Source organism: Dethiosulfovibrio russensis, assembly GCF_021568855.1.
Lineage (GTDB): Bacteria > Synergistota > Synergistia > Synergistales > Dethiosulfovibrionaceae > Dethiosulfovibrio > Dethiosulfovibrio russensis.
The window spans coordinates 39,950-57,776 of record NZ_JAKGUG010000006.1 but is presented as its reverse complement, the minus strand read 5'-3'; the positions used below and the strand labels follow the sequence as shown (position 1 = coordinate 57,776).

20 protein-coding genes and 1 riboswitch are annotated in these 17,827 nt (G+C 54.5%); of the genes, 10 read left to right on the top strand and 10 right to left on the bottom strand.

All coding sequences use genetic code 11. From position 1 onward, the window contains the following. Positions 1-34 precede the first annotated feature (34 nt). From L2W48_RS08170 to L2W48_RS08120, 10 genes are all read right to left on the bottom strand, one after another. On the bottom strand, positions 35-661 hold the full coding sequence (locus tag L2W48_RS08170; RefSeq protein WP_236100031.1) for a cyclase family protein: 627 nt from the start codon (positions 659-661) through the stop codon (positions 35-37). Between the two features lie 35 nt (positions 662-696). After that, on the bottom strand, positions 697-2,811 hold the full coding sequence (locus tag L2W48_RS13110; protein ID WP_329604262.1) for a flagellin N-terminal helical domain-containing protein: 2,115 nt from the start codon (positions 2,809-2,811) through the stop codon (positions 697-699). A 180-nt stretch (positions 2,812-2,991) separates the two neighbouring features. Beyond that, a complete protein-coding gene (locus tag L2W48_RS08155) occupies positions 2,992-4,140 on the bottom strand; it encodes an ABC transporter substrate-binding protein (RefSeq protein WP_236100013.1) in 1,149 nt (382 codons plus the stop codon). A 63-nt stretch (positions 4,141-4,203) separates the two neighbouring features. Then, positions 4,204-4,914 (bottom strand): ABC transporter ATP-binding protein, encoded by a 711-nt coding sequence (locus L2W48_RS08150; protein ID WP_236100012.1) that lies wholly within the window; start codon positions 4,912-4,914, stop codon positions 4,204-4,206. Then, positions 4,898-5,671 carry an ABC transporter ATP-binding protein gene (locus L2W48_RS08145; RefSeq protein ID WP_236100011.1) on the bottom strand — a complete coding sequence of 258 codons (774 nt, stop codon included), beginning with the start codon at positions 5,669-5,671 and terminating at the stop codon, positions 4,898-4,900. Before L2W48_RS08145 ends, L2W48_RS08150 begins: the two co-directional genes overlap by 17 nt. Continuing rightward, a complete protein-coding gene (locus L2W48_RS08140; protein WP_236100010.1) occupies positions 5,668-6,549 on the bottom strand; it encodes a branched-chain amino acid ABC transporter permease in 882 nt (293 codons plus the stop codon). Before L2W48_RS08140 ends, L2W48_RS08145 begins: the two co-directional genes overlap by 4 nt. Positions 6,550-6,561: 12 nt before the next feature. Beyond that, positions 6,562-7,428: a branched-chain amino acid ABC transporter permease gene (locus L2W48_RS08135; RefSeq protein ID WP_236100009.1), complete on the bottom strand. Its 867-nt coding sequence runs from the start codon at positions 7,426-7,428 to the stop codon at positions 6,562-6,564. A 151-nt stretch (positions 7,429-7,579) separates the two neighbouring features. Further along, positions 7,580-8,836: an HD-GYP domain-containing protein gene (locus L2W48_RS08130; RefSeq protein ID WP_236100008.1), complete on the bottom strand. Its 1,257-nt coding sequence runs from the start codon at positions 8,834-8,836 to the stop codon at positions 7,580-7,582. Continuing rightward, the gene (locus L2W48_RS08125; RefSeq protein WP_236100007.1) at positions 8,833-10,020 is read right to left on the bottom strand and encodes an HDOD domain-containing protein; all 1,188 of its coding nucleotides are present in this window, start codon (positions 10,018-10,020) and stop codon (positions 8,833-8,835) included. The genes L2W48_RS08130 and L2W48_RS08125 overlap by 4 nt, the downstream gene beginning before the upstream one ends. A gap of 83 nt (positions 10,021-10,103) precedes the next feature. Beyond that, positions 10,104-10,325, bottom strand: coding sequence for a hypothetical protein (locus L2W48_RS08120; protein WP_236100006.1), 222 nt, complete (start codon positions 10,323-10,325; stop codon positions 10,104-10,106). A 60-nt stretch (positions 10,326-10,385) separates the two neighbouring features. Then, a riboswitch (TPP riboswitch) is annotated at positions 10,386-10,492 on the top strand. Positions 10,493-10,556: 64 nt separating this feature from the next. On the opposite strand from L2W48_RS08120, the gene thiT reads away from it, so the two are divergent. The 10 genes from thiT (at position 10,557) to L2W48_RS08070 (ending at position 17,808) form a co-directional block, all read left to right on the top strand. Beyond that, on the top strand, positions 10,557-11,063 hold the full coding sequence (gene thiT / locus L2W48_RS08115; protein WP_236100005.1) for an energy-coupled thiamine transporter ThiT: 507 nt from the start codon (positions 10,557-10,559) through the stop codon (positions 11,061-11,063). Then, positions 11,060-11,791, top strand: coding sequence for an ABC transporter ATP-binding protein (locus tag L2W48_RS08110; protein ID WP_236100004.1), 732 nt, complete (start codon positions 11,060-11,062; stop codon positions 11,789-11,791). Before thiT ends, L2W48_RS08110 begins: the two co-directional genes overlap by 4 nt. Next, a complete protein-coding gene (locus L2W48_RS08105) occupies positions 11,788-12,537 on the top strand; it encodes an ABC transporter permease (RefSeq protein WP_236100003.1) in 750 nt (249 codons plus the stop codon). Before L2W48_RS08110 ends, L2W48_RS08105 begins: the two co-directional genes overlap by 4 nt. A gap of 26 nt (positions 12,538-12,563) precedes the next feature. Continuing rightward, positions 12,564-13,499: an ABC transporter substrate-binding protein gene (locus L2W48_RS08100; protein ID WP_236100002.1), complete on the top strand. Its 936-nt coding sequence runs from the start codon at positions 12,564-12,566 to the stop codon at positions 13,497-13,499. 19 nt (positions 13,500-13,518) lie between these two features. Further along, positions 13,519-14,025: an energy coupling factor transporter S component ThiW gene (gene thiW, locus L2W48_RS08095; RefSeq protein ID WP_236100001.1), complete on the top strand. Its 507-nt coding sequence runs from the start codon at positions 13,519-13,521 to the stop codon at positions 14,023-14,025. Between the two features lie 62 nt (positions 14,026-14,087). Beyond that, complete coding sequence (locus L2W48_RS08090; RefSeq protein WP_236100000.1) at positions 14,088-14,510, top strand: signal peptidase II; 423 nt, start codon at positions 14,088-14,090, stop codon at positions 14,508-14,510. Continuing rightward, entirely contained in the window at positions 14,507-14,899 is a 393-nt protein-coding gene (locus tag L2W48_RS08085; protein WP_236099999.1) for a RidA family protein, read from the top strand. Before L2W48_RS08090 ends, L2W48_RS08085 begins: the two co-directional genes overlap by 4 nt. After that, on the top strand, positions 14,899-16,032 hold the full coding sequence (locus tag L2W48_RS08080) for a threonine synthase (protein ID WP_236099998.1): 1,134 nt from the start codon (positions 14,899-14,901) through the stop codon (positions 16,030-16,032). The genes L2W48_RS08085 and L2W48_RS08080 overlap by 1 nt, the downstream gene beginning before the upstream one ends. Further along, positions 16,029-17,033, top strand: coding sequence for a 2-hydroxyacid dehydrogenase (locus L2W48_RS08075; RefSeq protein WP_236099997.1), 1,005 nt, complete (start codon positions 16,029-16,031; stop codon positions 17,031-17,033). The genes L2W48_RS08080 and L2W48_RS08075 overlap by 4 nt, the downstream gene beginning before the upstream one ends. Further along, entirely contained in the window at positions 17,014-17,808 is a 795-nt protein-coding gene (locus L2W48_RS08070; RefSeq protein ID WP_236099996.1) for a ThiF family adenylyltransferase, read from the top strand. Before L2W48_RS08075 ends, L2W48_RS08070 begins: the two co-directional genes overlap by 20 nt. The last annotated feature ends 19 nt before the right edge of the window (positions 17,809-17,827 follow it).

Below are 17,827 nucleotides of genomic sequence, written 5' to 3'. Positions count from 1 at the left end.
CTCACCTCCATACGGCAAAAAAAATAGACCGACTTTAAGAGTCCAACAGAGCTACCGCCCGAACAGGTGCCCCGTCGGAATCGGCTATTTTCAGAGGAAGACAGCACAGGGTCACCGAAGATGGAAGGCCCTCCAACCCCGTGAGGTTCTCCACTATCACCATACCGGCCCCTAGAAAGACCCTGTGGTTCGGAAGATCCAACGAATCCACGGGATCGACCGATATGGCGTCTACACCTATACCCTTTATCCCTTTATCCACAATCCATTCACAGGCCTCAGTGGACAAAACAGGAAATCCCTCGAAGTACCCCGCGTCCCCCCACATATCGGACCATCCGGTACGGTAGAGGAAAAAATCGCACCCCTCCAGATCATCGCCATAACGCTCTAGTTCGGAAAGCCCTATGGTCCCGGACAGTCCTGAAAAATCCGCCACCACGGCCCTTCCGACGAAGCGATCCGCCGAGATCTGGTCCAGGGTCGGCCCATCCTTCAGTATGTGGGCGGGAGCGTCCATATGGGTTCCGGTATGACTGAACATGGTTATGAGCTTCTCAGCGAACCCCTCCTTTTCCACCGTTGTAGCCTGGGCTATCTTTGGCGATTCGGTACCGGGATAGACCGGCATACCTTCCCTTATGACCTGAGTAAGATCCACGACGTTCAAAACGATCACTCCAATACAAAACTATATCAAGGGTTGAGGAGCTGCAAAACTTGTTCGGAAGAGACGTTGGCCTGTTGCAAAATCGACGTCGCTGCTTGAGTTAAGATATTCGCTCTGGAAAAAGAAAGCATCTCTTTGGCCATATCCAGATCTCTTATTTTAGATTCAGACGCCACCGTGTTTTCGTAGGAAACGGTAAGATTGGATATCGAATGTTCCAGGCGATTCTGATAGGCACCGAGCCGTCCTCTTTGCCTGGACACCAGGTCGATGGCCTGATCGACACGGCCTATCGTATCCACTGCCGCCTCTCTTGTAGCCAGAGACGGCTTAGGAGGAAAGAGATTAAGGCCCTTCGACCCCATATCGCCTAGGAAAATAGACATATCCTCCCCTTCGTTGGCGCCGTTTTGCAAAACCGTAGCGTTATCGGAAAGATGAACCATTACATCGGCTTCTTTCTCTTCGAAAATGAAAAGCTTGGACTGATCGTTCCACCGTCTGCCGATAGCGGTCGATGGATCTATAGAGATATCGATATTTGGATTAACCGCTCCTACAAGTAAATTGCCAGCGAACGAAAGCCCCGAATCTACGGTCTTGCCCGAATGAGCATCGGTGACGGACACAGTTCTCACCGGCTCTCTGGACTCCTGCAACCGGGAAAAACCCAGAGCCTGCAGGAGCTCCTCGCTTCCGGAAAACTCTATCTCGCCATCCTCACCAGGAACGGAAGACCTGAGTATCAAGGGAGCCGAAAGGGAGTAGTCATCGGAAAACTCCGGAGATTTTTTTATCTCCGTCCAGCTCCCGGTTATATTGAACGCTCCCGATCCCGTAACGAAGACCAATAAATCCTCCGGAGCCTCATCTATAGAAAAATATTCGTTAAGGTTGCCTCCTCCGGGATTGTCCGATCCCGAATAGGAAACGGTCGCACCGTCGTACACAACCTGGTTATACGGAGCAACGTCGGTATAAGGAGGATTCACCAAAGGGCCGGTAGGCTGAAAAACCGCTGTAGTCAGGAAACCGTTGGCCTCAGTCATGGGTATCGGAACCTCCGGAGGGTTGACTCCCGCTATCAAGACCCCATCCCTTGTGAAAACCTGTATCGAATCGGGCATGCCAATATCATTTATATGAAGGGATACATCCGTAGATCCCTCCGTTATGGAAGCAAAGGCGACAGCACCGGAACTGAATCCCTGGGGAACTCCGTTGGTCAATATCTCGTCTATAGGCTTAACACAAGACTTACAGCTTCCGGTCTCGGTATGGATCGACTCCACCGTCCCGGAAGCTCCGGAAGAAACGGTGGCGAGAAAATCCGCTACGCCAGAGGTATTTTCGACTCCTCCACTTTCGGCCATAGCCTGACCGAGCTTCTCCTTTAACCCCTCCACGGTATCCTGACCGTCTATCGATATATCGACGAAATCACCTCCGCCCTGTCGGATGCGCAACCTTTGAGCAGGATCCAGAATAGGCTTTCCACCATCTTGGAAATAGGAAATATCGTTCAACGTAAGTTCCTCGTTTCCAACCCGGATAGGAAATACATGTGACTTCAAAACTTCCGCTTGACCGGAATCCTTGGTGGATATGTGTACGTTGAAATTCCCCTCCCCTGAGATATCGTTGCCCATACAATCCAAAGACTTGAGTGGCCCCCTGACGATAACCTCCGCCCCGGGGGTATCTACCGACCAAAGCACGGAGGAGCTCCCATCTAGCAGTCTTTTACCGTTGAAGGTCGTCCCTGTGGCGATTCCGTCGATTTCATCCATAAGTTGATCTATCTCACCTTGGAGATGTTCTCTATCCTGTTGGGTCAATGTATCGTTAGCCGCCTGTATCGAAAGCTCCCTCATCCTCTGGAGAATAGAGTGAGACTCGTTCAGACCGCCCTCCGCGGTCTGAATCATGGAGATCCCGTCCTGCGAGTTACGCCTAGCCTGATCCAGCCCCTTGATCTGACCTCTCATTTTTTCCGATATGCTCAGCCCCGACGCATCGTCAGAAGCTCCGTTGATTCTAAGGCCGGACCCCAACCTCTTTAACGACTTAGACAAAATGCCGCTACTTCTAATTAGTGAATTTTTAGACAATAAAGCGGATAAATTATGATTTATGATCATACGCCAGCATAGATCTAAAGAAATCGAGATCTATGCATCTATCCTCCCTTTCTATCATGTAATATCTCTTCGACACTTCGATCTTATAGCTAAAACATACAGGATTCAACCTAAAGAGGGCCCCGCTTAAATCAGCAGGGCCCTCTTAGATATCGAGTTTACACGTATAAAATTCTTATCTTATTCTCCGATCACTCTGGGGTCGTCCATCTCGCAGTAGAAACGGAACTGACCGTCCTTGATTATCTGGGCGACTGGTGCCTTGATGACCTCGCCGGTCTCGGTGAATTTTGCAGTTCCCGTAAGTCCTTCCACCTCGGACTTGGCTATGGCATCTTTGACCTTGTCTCCGTCGGTGGTCCCGGCGGTCTTTATACCGTTGACCAGGACCATGAATGCATCGTAGGCAGAGGCTCCGACCATGCAGGTATCCACCTCGAAACGCTCCTTATACTCCTTGAGATACTTCTGAACGAAGGGACGAGGGTCGTCTCTGTTCAGATTGGTGGCTATTATGAAGCCCTCGGCGGCATCTCCGGCGATCTTGGGAGTTTCCGGCGAGTCTGCCCCTTCCTCTCCAACGAACTGGGCGGTGATGCCCATCTCCCTAGCCTGTTTGAGCATGGGCCCGGCCTGGAAGAAATATCCGCTGGCTATGACTACGTCGGGATTCTCCTCCTTGATCTTGGAGAGATAGGCCTTGTAGTCCTTCTCACCGAAGGGATATGCCTGATCGGACAGCACCTTCACGTCAGGAGCGTACTTCTCGAGATACTCCATGGTTCCGGTGGAAAGGGTCCTGCCGAAATCGTTGTCGGCATGGATCAACGACACCGTCTTGGCTCCCAGCTTCTCCACCGCAAGATAGGCGCATCCACGGCCCTCAAGCTCTCCGAGGAATCCTACCCGGAAGCAGTAATCGCCGGCGGCGGTAACGTCGGGATGAAGAGCATAGGCGGCTACGAAGGGGATCTCCTCCTCCTGAAAAATGGGAGCCACCGCTCTGGTCGGGAAACTATATGAACCTCCGACAACTCCGACGACCTCGTCTCTCTCGATCAGTTTGTAGGCCAATCCCACAGCCTCTTTGGGTTCGTTGCGATCGTCGTAGTAGACCAGCTCGACCTTCTTTCCGAGAAGTCCACCGGAGGCGTTCAGTTCCTCCACCGCCATGACGACGGAGTTCTTGACGTTTATCCCGTCATCGGCACCTTTTCCGGTCAGAGGAGCGAGAAGACCGATCTTTATGGTGTCCTCCGCAAAGACGGATCCCACTAACAGGGAAAGGACAAATACGACCGACAACCCCAATTTCAACAGCTTATTCATGGTACGCACCACCTCCAAGGTAGATATGACCGCTCCCAGGAGCAGCCTGACGCTTTATAGGTATCAGAGACCCAGATAGGCCTCTCGAACCCCGGAATCTTCCATCAGATCCTCGGCGGATCCCTCCATAACCAGGTTCCCCGCCTCCAGCACGTAGCCCCTGTGAGAGATCTCCAAAGAGGCCAGGGCGTTCTGTTCAACTATCAGGATGGTGAGGCCATATTCGCGATTGAGATGTTGTAAAACCTCGAAAACCTTGTCCACCAAGATAGGCATCAACCCCATGGACACCTCGTCCACGAGCAATATACGGGGCTCCGAGACCAGCGCCCTGGCGATGGAAAGCTGTTGCTGCTCCCCTCCGGACAGGGTAACAGCTGCCTGATCCCTTCGTTCCTCCAGGACGGGGAAGAAGCTGTATATCCAACTCAGCTTCTCCTCCAGGTTTATCTTATCCCTCATGCCGTATATGCCGGTCTGAAGATTCTCGTAGACCGAAAGCCAAGGAAAAACCCTCGCCCTCTCAGGAACGATCCTTATGCCCTCTCTGGCCCTCATGTGAGAGGGCATGGACGAAAGATCCCGATCTTCCAAGGACACCGCTCCGGACGAACTGGGTACAATACCCATCACTGCGTTAAGGATGGACGTCTTACCGGCGCCGTTGGCCCCTATTATGGAGACCAGCTCCCCCTCCTCCACGTGGAAGGAGACTCCGTGAACCGCCCGGACCTGACCGTAGGATATGTGAAGATCCTCAATTCGAAGCAACATCGCCGGATCCCCCCTTTCCCAGATAGGCCTCTATGACATTGGGATCTTTGACCACTTCCTGAGGCTCTCCCTCGGCCAGCTTTCTGCCATGATCGAGGATGACAATCCGTCGGCTCAGCTTCATGGCCACCTTCATGTTGTGCTCTATCAAGAGTATAGAGATGCCGTCGGAGGCGAGATCCATAACCAGATCCTCCATCCGTCCGATCTGTTCGTGTCGAAGTCCGGAAAAAGACTCGTCCAAGAGAAGCAACCGGGGCTCCAGGGCCAGAGCTCTGGCTATCTCCAGTCTACGATGGTCTCCGAGAGGCAGAACGGAGGCCTTTCTATCGGCATGACCTCCCAGGTTGACCCTCTCCAGAATCTCCATCGCTCTATCTCTCACCGACCTGCTACCCCATAGACCCAAGGTCTTGGATAGGCTACGATAACGTCTCATACCCAAGGCCACTACTACGTTTTCCAGCACTGTAAGGCCGGAAAAGGGCTTAACTATCTGAAAGGTCCGGCCTATTCCCAGACCTGCCATATCGTGAGGGGCCTTTCCGTCGGTACGCTCTCCGTCGAAGGTAATACTTCCTCCGGTGGGAGGGTACACCCCGGAAATCATGTTGAAACAGGTGGTCTTTCCCGCCCCGTTGGGCCCCAGCAGCCCTAGGATCTCCCCTTTTTCAAGCTCGAAGGAAACCTGATCCACCGCCTTCAACCCTCCGAAATGCTTGGAAAGTTCGGACACGGATAGAAGGACATCGCTCATGATCTGTCACCTCCGACATGTCTGCCGATTATCCTGGAGACCACGCTCTCCTCACCGAGCAATCCCTGAGGCTGAAAGCGGATCATCCCCAAAAGCAACAGACTGTAAATCAACATCCTGTACTCCATCAGAGGACGGGCCAGTTCAGGCAGGGACCCCAGTATGATCGCCCCTACCAGAGGTCCCCAGAAAGTACCCATACCTCCTAAGACGATGAGAGACAAAAGCATGACGGAAACGGGGAAACCGAAATCGGAGGGAGCGATAAATCTCATCTGATGAGCGTAGAGAGCCCCTCCTATGCCGGCTATCACCGACCCCAAAACGAAGGCCACCAGTTTGAACTTCACGGGAGAGACCCCCATGCTGGAAGCGGCGGTCTCCTCCTCCCTCAGTGAAATGCAGGCCAGCCCCATCCAGCTTCTGGAAAACCACCAGGACAGGAACATAACCGAAGCCAGGAAAAGCAGACAAAGGGTAAGGAACTCGCCTCCCTTGAGCTTATTGCCCAGAAAGACCACTCTGGGAATCCCTCCCAAACCGAGAGCTCCCCCGAAAAAGGGCACATAGAGAAACAACGACTCGACGATAAAGTTTATGCCTATGGTGGTTATGGCTAAAAAATCCGCCTTTAGACGAAGACTGGGAAGACCGCAGATTATCCCTATGACCGCACATATGGCCACCACAAGAGGCAAAGCGGCCCAAAAAGACAGACCGGCCTTCGTGGCCAACAATCCGGCGCTGTAGGCACCTATTCCGAAAAAGGCGGCGTGTCCCAGAGATATCTGTCCGGCGTATCCTACTATTATGTTCAATCCATAGGCCACTATGGCCTGAATGGAGATGAAAGTGGCGACGGTAATTATATAGCTCATGACGACACCCCCCTAACCCCGTTTTCCCAACAAACCCTGAGGACGCCACATAAGGACGACTATCATGGCTATGAAGGCAAGGGCATCTCTTGGAAGGGGAATACCGGCGTAGCCTATTAGAAGGGTCTCCGCCACTCCCAGGGAGAGGGAGGCCACCACCGCCCCTGGAACGGACCCGAGACCACCGACTACGATGAGGGCCAAAGCCTTGTATGCCGGTATGGCTCCCATATCAGGAGAGACGGTATTGTAATATATCCCCACCAAGATCCCCGCCAGGGCGGCCACGGCCGAACTGACGAAGAAACTGAAATCGACCATGAAACGGCTATCTATGCCCATCGCGCCGGCTATAGGCATATCCTGAGAGGCGGCCCTCATGGCCAGACCGGTCTCGGTCTTGGTGGTAATGAACCACAGAATAAAGAAGACTACTGCGGTTATGACATATATCCCCATAAGGTTGGACGAAACGTGAATTCCTCCCAGATCGAAACTCGGGAAGGGAAGCTCCAAAGAAAATGTCTGCACCGAAGGACCGGCTACCAGACGGACGAGCTCCTCCATGCCGGTAAATATAGCGATACTGCTGATGAGAGGAACATAAGGCGGGTATTTTAAAAGAGGAAAATAAACCAGCCGCTCTATAGCGACTCCGATGAAACCGCATACTATCATGCTGACGACCATCGCCAGCCATATGTTGCCCGTGACGGAATATACCCCTATTCCGATGTAGGCTCCAGCCATATAGACCCCGGCGTGGGCCACGTGAAGGACCCCTAAAACGCCGTAGACCAAAGCCAGGCCCAGTGAAATCAAGGCGTAAGTCGCCCCCGTAGCCAGGCCGTTCAATAATTGTTCCGCGAAAAGATACATTATCCCCCTCCTCAAGCTCACAAACCCCAATATTTTGACAAGCCGCAAAACCCCAATAAAACATATTATAGAGACATAGCCACTCTTCTTCAATAAACGCCGAGGCGTCCCATTAATGGGACGCCTCGGCGTTTATTGAACTAAAGATTCTCTAAGAAAGATATCGCTCCATAAATGAGGGATCCTCCATGAGCTCCAGACAGGCATCCACGACCTTTGGGTCGTAGCCGGACCCTCTGTTGAGCTTCAATTCCAGAACGGCCTCCTCTATGCCTAGGCCGGGCCTGTAAGGACGATGAGAGGATATCGCCTCCACAACGTCTGCGACGGCAAGACACCGGGCCCCCATCAATATCTCGTCTCCGGACAACCCCTTGGGATATCCCGAACCGTCCAACCTCTCGTGATGCTGCCTCACCATGTCGGCAACCGGCCAAGGGAAGACTATTGATCGAAGCATATCGAAACCTGCCTCGGGATGGGTTTGAACCATCTTGAACTCAAGTTTGTTCAACTTGGCCGGTTTCGTAAGGATCTCCGCAGGAATGGCGATCTTGCCTATATCGTGGACCAACCCGGCTATCCGGACACCCTCGGCCTCGTCCTCCGACATTCCGACCATCCCGGCCAAAGTGGAGGCGATGGAGGCAACCCGCCTCTGATGTCCCGCCGTATAGGGATCTCTGGACTCCACTATCTTTCCCATGGCGTCGACGACACCGATCACCGTATCCCCTAAACGAGCGTTGGCATCAGCCAGTTCGGAGGTTCGAAGCTGAACCAAACGTTCCAGATCTTCCTTGTAGAGGGTAAGCTCCCTCTCCGACTTGGTCAGTTCCTCGACCTTTAATTCCAGATCTTCATTTAGACCTCTGACCATGGAGAAAAGCTCCAGATATTGAAGAACGCTGGCGGCGGAATTCAACACGACCGTAACGAAATAAAGATGGGAATCCAGAAGAGCCCCTCTGTCGGAGTTCATGATTCCCAAAAACATCCCCATGGTCCTGGTGGAAGTCGACATAGCGTGAAGCAAAACGGTACTATCTCCGTCGGATGCCTTCAGTAAAACCGGTTTATTGCGGTTAAGGGCCCAGGCGAAACTGCCATCCTTTAACAGTATCTTCCTCTCCGCCTCCAGCCTTCCTCCGTCTCCCTCGAACCGAGCCAAAGAAAAAGCCGCCTCGTCGTCCACCAGATAGAACCCAGCGGAAGAACACTCGAAAAGCCTCTTCACTCTACGCAAAGTCTCGCCCAGGACTACCTCTCTGGAAACGGTAGATCCCGACACGAAGGAAAAATCGTTGAGCCTCAAAACTATGTCGAGCACCTTATCGACGAAACGATGACGTTCCTTCAACGAGGCCAGTTGATACTCAAGATCGTCGGAAACGCCTCTATACCTCATCCTCCGATTCCCCCTAGAAAAACGTCCACTATCTCGGATCTCTGCCTGTCGAACTGCTTCAGCACAAAAACGAGCTCGTTGTAGGACAGTCCAAGAGACTCCACCACACCATCGTCGAGGACGGGTACGAAATAATCACCGGCAAAACCGGAACCGAAAGCACAGGCCATGGCCTCGGCAAGACGAAAGACCGTGCTCTCCGACTCGCAGCAGTCGTGGAAAAGCCGCGACTCTGTCACCGACCAGGCCAGCTCGGGAGGCAAGCACCATCTGGACAGGAGAACGGCAGTCACCTGAGGAGAGCTGTAACCGAAAACCTCCCTCTCCGCATCTACGGTCGTCCTACCACCATAAGCGTAGGACAGGGCTCCACAAAAAGCCCCAGGCATCCGTTCCATCATCACCATCCGCCCCAGGTTCATCAACATACCGCCGATGAAATAGCGAGAATCGTCTCCTCTGAACCGACGACCGGCGAGCAACCTGGCGAAGATGGCACAGCAGATCGAATGCTCCCAAAAATGGGCCATGTCCAAAATGGGATAGTCTATACCTCTAAAATGAGTTATGGAGGCCACCTGTATAGCCAAAGACATGAGGTCACCGCTGCCTACTATGGCGACCGCCTGTTCTATCGACGTTATTGTTCTCGGAAATCCGTAGAGAGGGCTGTTGACGAGACGAAGCAATTTTGCGGAAAGGGCGGAATCCTGCTCCACCACGTAGGCCACGTGGGATGCGGAACTCCGGGGAGATTCTATGACGTCTATTATCTGTCCCAGGACAGGAGAATAAGAAACCAAACCGGGCTCCTGAGAGATAAGGGACTCCAGAGACAAGATATCCGACTCCCCTTCCATATCTATAGGAGGCGAGTTTTTCGGACTGGAAATTACATTTCGTTCACCGGCCAGATCGACGAACCAGCTTCTCAAAGCCCCAGGAGACAGATACCGAAAGGGACTCTCAAGACCGTCTTCCCCTGGCACAGGAACGGAAGGCATCTCTCCCGGAGGGACATGGTCGTCGCGAACATCGGCCTCGACGATACCCCAGGACCGGAGTATGTCCAGACATCTATCGTTCACGATCGTACCCTCGGCGAGAATGAAGCGGCCGTTAGGGGCAAAGAGATCTCTTTTAAGAACACGCCCTTCAAGGGCATCTATACCGATAATCGCCATTGACACCCCTCCATGTGAAACTCCTATTCCCCATGGAAAAGTTTACCACATAGGCGTTATCTTCACTAGCGTGGAAGCCCCAACTACAGCGTTACCGGGACCTCCTGGGACGAGGGCACCCTGACCCATCGTCCCGACTCATCCTTGTCCCACACGAGAGAATCAACGGACCGACAGGCCGAAAAGACCTTTGAACCGTCCATATACCAATTTCCGCAGCTGTCTTTTTCCCACATACAGGCCACCTCCAGGAAGTTCTTGCATTCGAGTGCATTATACAACCGGTTGCATAAACTTGCAACCATAAAAACACCTCCTGACGATGACCTCGAGTTGACATACGGACCCTACGGGTGTACAAGTTGTGTTGGAACTGGGGGAGTCGGTGTCCCGGCTGAGAGGAGGCGTTAAGCCTCGACCCCTGGAACCTGATCCGGATCATGCCGGCGCAGGGAAGTTGCTCCTTTCTATCACACCCCCTCTCAAAAGGCGGACCTTCCCTCCTCCGGCAACATAATCTAGAGGAGGACTCACCCATGAAAGGCAACACCCGAATACTCGTAGAAGGAGCCCTGGCGGCGTCTTTGGCCCTGGCTTTATCCTACGTGAAGCTCTTCCGAATGCCTCAAGGAGGTTCCATAACCCTCGAGAACGTTCCTCTCCTGATATTCGCCCTGCGATACGGCATCAAAGCCGGTTTCGGAGCCGGAGCTGTGGCCGGACTTCTTCAGCTCATACTGGGAGGCTACGTAGCCCATCCAATACAGGCCCTGCTGGACTACCCCATCGCTTTCGGCGCCCTTGCTCTGGCCGGAGCGACTCCCAGACGACACTGGATCGGCATAACCGCCGGAACCTTGGCCAGACTGGCCTGCCACGTCGCCTCCGGAGTTGTCTTCTTCGCCAGCTACGCGCCGGAAGGACAAAACCCTCTCCTATACTCACTGGTCTATAACGGCAGCTATATGGTCCCTAACCTCCTGATATCCATACTGCTCATAGAGGCCCTCTGGAAGAGGCTCTCAACTCCTGTCGGACGATGACTTTGCTCTCCGTCTCGAAACTGAGAAAAAGCTTCGAGGGACTGTTGGTGCTTTCCGATCTGGACCTCGAGGTAGAACCAGGAGAGTTCGTTTCCCTGATAGGTCCATCCGGCTGCGGCAAAAGCACCCTTTTCGACCTCCTAACCGGATCGGTATCACCCGACGAGGGAGCGATCACATGGAATGGAGCTCCGGTCGAAGACCTGTCTTCTCTGGCGGCCTGGATGTCCCAATCGGACCTCCTGCTTCCCTGGCTGACCCTGAGGGAAAACGCCATGCTCCCGATCCGGCACCCCACGGAAAAAGACAAAAAAAGGGGGGACTCCCTGCTGATAAGACTCGGACTCCGAGGTTTCGAAAACTATCTTCCGGGAAAAGTCTCGGGAGGAATGAGACAAAGATGCGCCCTGGCCAGGACCATACTCTTCGAAAGAGAGCTGATACTTTTAGACGAACCTCTGTCCGCCCTGGACGCCCTTACCAGACAGGGACTACAGGGAATGCTGGTTACCCTCCAGAAAGAGTTCGGCAAGACCATCGTCATGATCACCCACGACGTAGAGGAGGCATTGGTCACCTCGGACAGACTGGTCACACTGTCTCAAGCGCCGATGAAGATCACCGGCAACTATAACCTCCAAGGATATAAGCCCAGACACAGAGACGATCCTTACGTTGTGAAACTTCGAGGAGCCATCATGGACGTCCTACAGGGGAGGGCGTCATGAACCGATGGAGCTCCCTCCTGGCCGGGGCGGCCCTGGTCCTACTGTGGGAGATGGGTTGCGTGATCTCCGAAGTGCCTAGCTACATACTTCCCCGTCCCAGCTCGGTCGTACTGACGGCGGTAGTTCAGACTCCGATACTGGCTCGACACGGAGCGGTCACGGCATTGGAGATAATCCTGGGGCTGACCCTGGCACTGGCATTGGCGGTACCTCTCTCCACAGCCATGTTCGCCAAACCCTACCTTGAGAGGGCCCTCTCTCCTTTTCTGGTCGCCTCCCAAGCCATACCTGTCTTCGCTCTGGCCCCGGTACTGGTGGTATGGTTCGGCTACGGCATAACCAGCAAGGTGGTAATGGCCACGGTAATCATATTCTTTCCCGTCACGGTGAACCTGCTGGAGGGATTCAAGAGCTGCGACAGAAGATATCGTCAGATGTTCAGACTCATGGGATACCCCTTCAGAGACACCATGGTGAAGCTCTACTGGCCCTGGGCCCTGCCCTACTTCTTCGCAGGACTCAAGGTAGCAGTATCGGTCGCCACGATAGGAGCCGTGATAGGCGAATGGGTGGGAGCCCAGAGCGGGCTGGGTTATCTGATGATACAGTCCAACGCCAGGCTCAAAACCGACATGGTATTCGCGGCGATACTCTGGCTCTCAGTGATGGGACTGGCCCTCTGGTGGCTCGTGGGGAAACTGGCCGAAAGATACGCTCCGTGGAACGACGGAGACGAAAAAATCTGAACTTAAATAAAAAGGAGAAACAAGACATGAAAAAGACTCTGATATGTACGATCGCCTGTATAACGGTCATGACGGCGGTCCTCCAGGCTGGAGCGGCGGAGAAACTGACCTTGATGCTCGACTGGTTCCCCAACGTGGACCACCTGCCTATATACGTGGCGCAGGAGAAGGGATACTTCGAAGAAGCCGGGTTGGACGTGAAGATAATGAGCCCCTCCGACACCTCCGACTCCCTGAAGCTGGCGATGGCCCAAACGGTCGACCTGGCTGTGGGATACCAGCCTCAGACCGTCATGGCAGCGGCGGAAGGTCTGAATCCCAGGGTGGTAGGACGGCTGGTAGGACACCCTCTCACCACCCTGCTCTACATGAAGGACAAGGGTATATCATATCCAGAAGATCTAGAGGGCAAGAAGATCGGCTACACCGTCCCGGGAATGATGGACCTCCTCATGGCCGCCTTTGCGGAGAAAAACGGCATAGAAAGCTACGAGGCGATCAACATCGGCTTCACCATAATACCGGCACTGGTATCCGGAAAGGTCAACGCCGTCATGGGTCCCTTCAAGACCTACGAGGTAGTGGAGATGAAACACCAGGGAATCGAGGCCGAGTACTTCGAGCTGGAAAAACACGGCATACCGGACTACGACGAACTGATCTTCCTGGCATCCCCACAGACCGTTGAAAAACGCGAAGGAGCGATCACTGCCTTCTCCGATGCAGTTCAAAAAGGCATAGACTTCGCCAGGGCAAACCCGAAAGAGACGCTGGATCTCTACTTCAAGGCCCTGCCCGAGGCCGACAGGAGGATGGAGACCGACGCTTTCGAGGCAACCCTGCCCTACTTCGCGAAAAACCAGGAAAACGACCGGTCACGGTGGGAAACCTTCGCCGATTTCGCCTTGGAGGCGGGGCTCATAGAAAAAGCGGTAGACATTTCGCCACTGCTGACCAGATAAAAAAGAGGAGGACCTAAAAATGACCCACGAAAAGGCCTCAACCAGTTCAATCGCCCTAAGACGGCTCACCGTCGCTGGACTGCTCACCGCCACCGCACTGCTGCTTTCGGGAGTATCGGTTCCCTTCGGCCCGACCAAATGCTTTCCCTTTCAGCATGCGGTAAACGCCATAGCAGGGGTTCTGTTGGGCCCCTGGTGGGCTGCGGGGGCGGCCCTGGTGACCAGCATACTGCGAGTTGCCATGGGAACGGGAACCCTCTTCGCATTCCCTGGCAGCATACCAGGAGCCCTGGCGGTGGGATTGGCCTACCGATTCATCCGCAAAGACTGGTGCGCCCTAGCGGAACCCCTCGGCACCGGTCCAATAGGAGCGACCCTATCGGCACTGCTGATAGCTCCCGCCATGGGGAAATCGGTCGGACTGTGGGCTCTCCAGGGAGCGTTCCTGACAAGCGCCATCCCGGGGTGTATCATAGGATATGCCGTCATATTGGGCCTGAGAAAATCGGGCATAAGGGTGGAATAGCAAGTGAGGCGGCCTTTCGGCCGCCTCACTTATATCGGGAACCACAAGACAGGAGGGCTTCCTTGAAACCGGCATCTTTAGCTTCTTTCGTTGCGATAGGGACCTATGGCTGCTCCGTCGCCGTACGCCGCATGGGCCTTCCGGCCGTCTGGAACAAGGGGGTCGCCTTCTCGTCGCTGGAGAACGGCTCGACATGGGCCTCCGCTGTCGGCTTCGCCGTTCTTCTGGCGGTAACGGCTATGGCGGACAAAAAACCGGCCTCGACGAGAAACGGACTGATCCTTCTATGGGGAGGGGCCATGGGCAACATGATAGACCGTTTGCTCTACGGAGCGGTCATGGACTACATACCGGTGCCGTTCTGGCCCGGAGGGCTCTATCTTAACGTCGCCGATCTGGCCCTGATCGGAGGCGCTCTGTCGATATTATGGGGCACGTTTAAAGCAAAGACCCAGGAAGAAACACAGAAGGAGGGAAAACCATGATCCGTCGCATAGAAAGCGAAAAAGCACCGAAACCGGCGGGATGCTACTCCCAGGCAACGAGGGTGGGAAATCTCATCTTCACGGCGGGGCAGCTACCGGTGGACCCTACGACGGGAAAAGCCCTCAAGGGGGCATCTCCTGCCGAACAGACCAGGAGGATACTTAAAAACATAGCGGCATTGCTGGAGGAAAACGGATCCTCGCTGGAAAAGGTCGCCAAAGCCACGGTCCTCATCAGGGACGTCACACTGTGGGACGAGGTGAACAAGGCATACTCCGAGTTCTTCACCGGTCCGGTCCCCCCGGCCAGAACCGTAGCAAGCGGAATAGACATCCACAACGGTCTGGACGTGGAGATAGACGTGATAGCCGAGATCGGAGACAGCTGATGCTCAAGTGCCTAAGATGCAAGGCCTCCTACGGAGACGACGAACCGATCTGGAGATGCCCAGACTGCGGAGCCCATCTCGACCACATAACGGAAAAACTCTTATCCATATCGCCGGAGGAGATAAAGAGAGGCCCCCTATCCATGTGGAGATATGGCAGAACCATACCGGTGAGATCGCCGGAAAAGGCCGTGACTATGGGAGAGGGACTCACCCCCTTGATCCCGGTGGAACTGGACGGGATCAAGCATCTGGCCAAGATGGACTTCCTCTGCCCCACAGGTTCCTACAAGGACAGGGGAATATCGGTGTTGGTCAGCCGACTCAGGGAGCTGGGAATAACCTCCCTTATAGAGGACTCGTCGGGCAACGCAGGAGCGGCCATGGCCGCATACTGCGCCGCAGGGGGACTGAACTGCTCGGTCTACGTACCGGACTACACCTCGGCGGGAAAATGCGTTCAGATAGAGGCCTACGGCGCCGAGCTGATCAGGGTTCCCGGAACCAGAGAGGACACCACCGATGCCGCCATGACGGCGGCACGAGAAACCTACTACGGCAGCCACAACTGGAGCCCATGGTTCGTAGAGGGCGTCAAGACCTTCGCCTACGAGATATGGGAACAGCTGGGCTGGACCGCCCCGGACCACCTGGTCCTGCCCCTGGGCCAGGGAAGCCTCGTTCTCGGAGCCTACAGGGCATTCTCTGAACTCCGTAAGATGGATCTGATAGACCATATCCCTAAAATTCACGGAGTCCAATCGGCCAACTGCGCCCCTCTGGCGAAGGCCTACGAATCTGGGCTGAACGTGCCGGAAAACATAACCAAGGTGGAGACCGTGGCGGAGGGCATCAGCTCGGCCACCCCTCTCAGAGGCGCCGAGGTCCTGGAGGCGGTAAAGCGGTCGGAGGGATCCATAGTGGCTGTGGACGAGAAACCCATAGTTGATGGAATCTTCGCCCTGGCCTCAAGAGGAATCTACGTGGAACCCACCAGTGCGGTGGTGGTTCCGGCACTGAAGAAACTCCGCATCGAGGGGACATTATCGGACCAGGACGTTACTGTAGCCTTTCTGTCCGGATCGGGACTCAAGGCCACCGATAAAATATTACATCTGAAGGAGCAGCCATGAAGATAGTTCTCACCGAAAACAACGGAAAACTACAGGAGCTCATCGACGAAGAGATAAAGCCCGAACTGGAAGGATGCGACTTCGTTTTCTGTCGGTCCGAGGAGGAAATAAGGAAAAACCTGCCGGATGCTGAGGTCCTTTTGACCTCCAGCAGGGGTATATCAAGAGAAGATCTGAAAATCGCCGAAAAGTTGAGGCTAGTTCAGTTCGTAGGGGTGGGATACGATAGCGCGGACCTGGAGGCCTGCTCCGAATTTGACGTAAAGGTGGCCAACGTTCCGTCCTGGAGGTCGGGAAACGCCGAAAGCGTTGCGGAGACGGCCATAATGCATATGCTGATACTGGCGAAGAGGACCCATCTATTCGAGGAGACATTCAGGGCCAGAAGGATTTTCGCCCCCTTCAGCACCGCCCTCTGGAAAAAGAGAGTCCTCGTCGTGGGACTAGGCGGCGTAGGACACGCCATCGTCGAAAGACTGACAGGCCTGGGAATGGAGGTCGTAGGAGCCAACAGGACCATACGTCCTCAATTCTCTCAGTGGGGATTGAAGGAGGTATTTCCCCTCTCCCGGCTGGACGAAGCGATCAGAGGATGTCGATTCGTCGTGCTGGCCCTACCGAGCAATCCCGAAACCGACGGCATAATAGACGGAAAGATCCTTCAGGCGATGGACCCCGACAGCTGGCTGATAAACGTGGCCCGGCCCAGCCTGGTGGATAGAGAGGATTTCCTCAAGGCGCTGAACGAGAACCAAATCGCCGGGGCAGGTCTGGACGTCATATGGGAAGAACCGGCCGACCCGAACGACCCGCTGTTCAAGGACCCCAGACTGTCCCTCTCCCCACACACAGGAGGGGTCACCGACGAATTCTACAAAGGGGCTATCGCGGGAATAAAGGAGAATCTATCTCGACAGAGGGACGACAGAGAGATACTGAACGTGGTCAACGAAACCTCAAAGAAAAGACGAGAGAAAAACGATGGGAACCTTTCTGGATAGGACACTGCCGATACTACAGGGCGACGGGCTCGAGGAGCTGTCACGACCGCTGATATCCATTGCGGGACTCGGCGGCGTCGGAGGAGGGACCTTCCTAAACCTGGTGCGCTGCGGGGTAAAGCGCTTCAGGCTGGCGGAGAACGGCGTTTTCGACCCACCTGACATGAACCGGCAGATCGCCGCCTTCGCCTCCACCATGGACCGTCCCAAGATAGAGGTCTACGCCGAACTGGCGAGAGAGATAAATCCGAATGTAGAGCTCGACCTGTACCCCGAGGGAACCACGGTGGACAACATCGAGGCGTTTCTAGACGGATCGAACGTATACGTGGGGGTCATCGACGCCGAAAAAGGACAGGACGTTAAAGCGATGTCCTCCGGCCTGATCGAGAAATTTCACGTTCCACTGTTCACCGCCGGAGCGATAGGGTTCGGCGCCATAATGGTGGCCCATGAGCCCGAAGGGATGATGCCAGGCGAATTCTGGGCCAAGGTCGCGGAAAAATCCAGGGACGACGGAGGGCTTCTTCCGTCCTTCATAGCCGACCACTTCGACGAGACCGTCATGACCAGGATAAAGGAAGCCTTGAAATCCGGAAAAGTACCCACCACGGGAGTAGGAGGCGCGCTGTCCGGAACAATTCTGGCATCGGAGGTACTCTGCTATCTTTTAAAGGACACCAATCTGGTAAAGCGGGAGGTCGTCTTCGCCCCTAAATTCACCGTGGTCGACCTGCTGAAACCTGCACTGGAGATACTTGACGTAAATCTATAGCGGGATCGATCGAATAAAT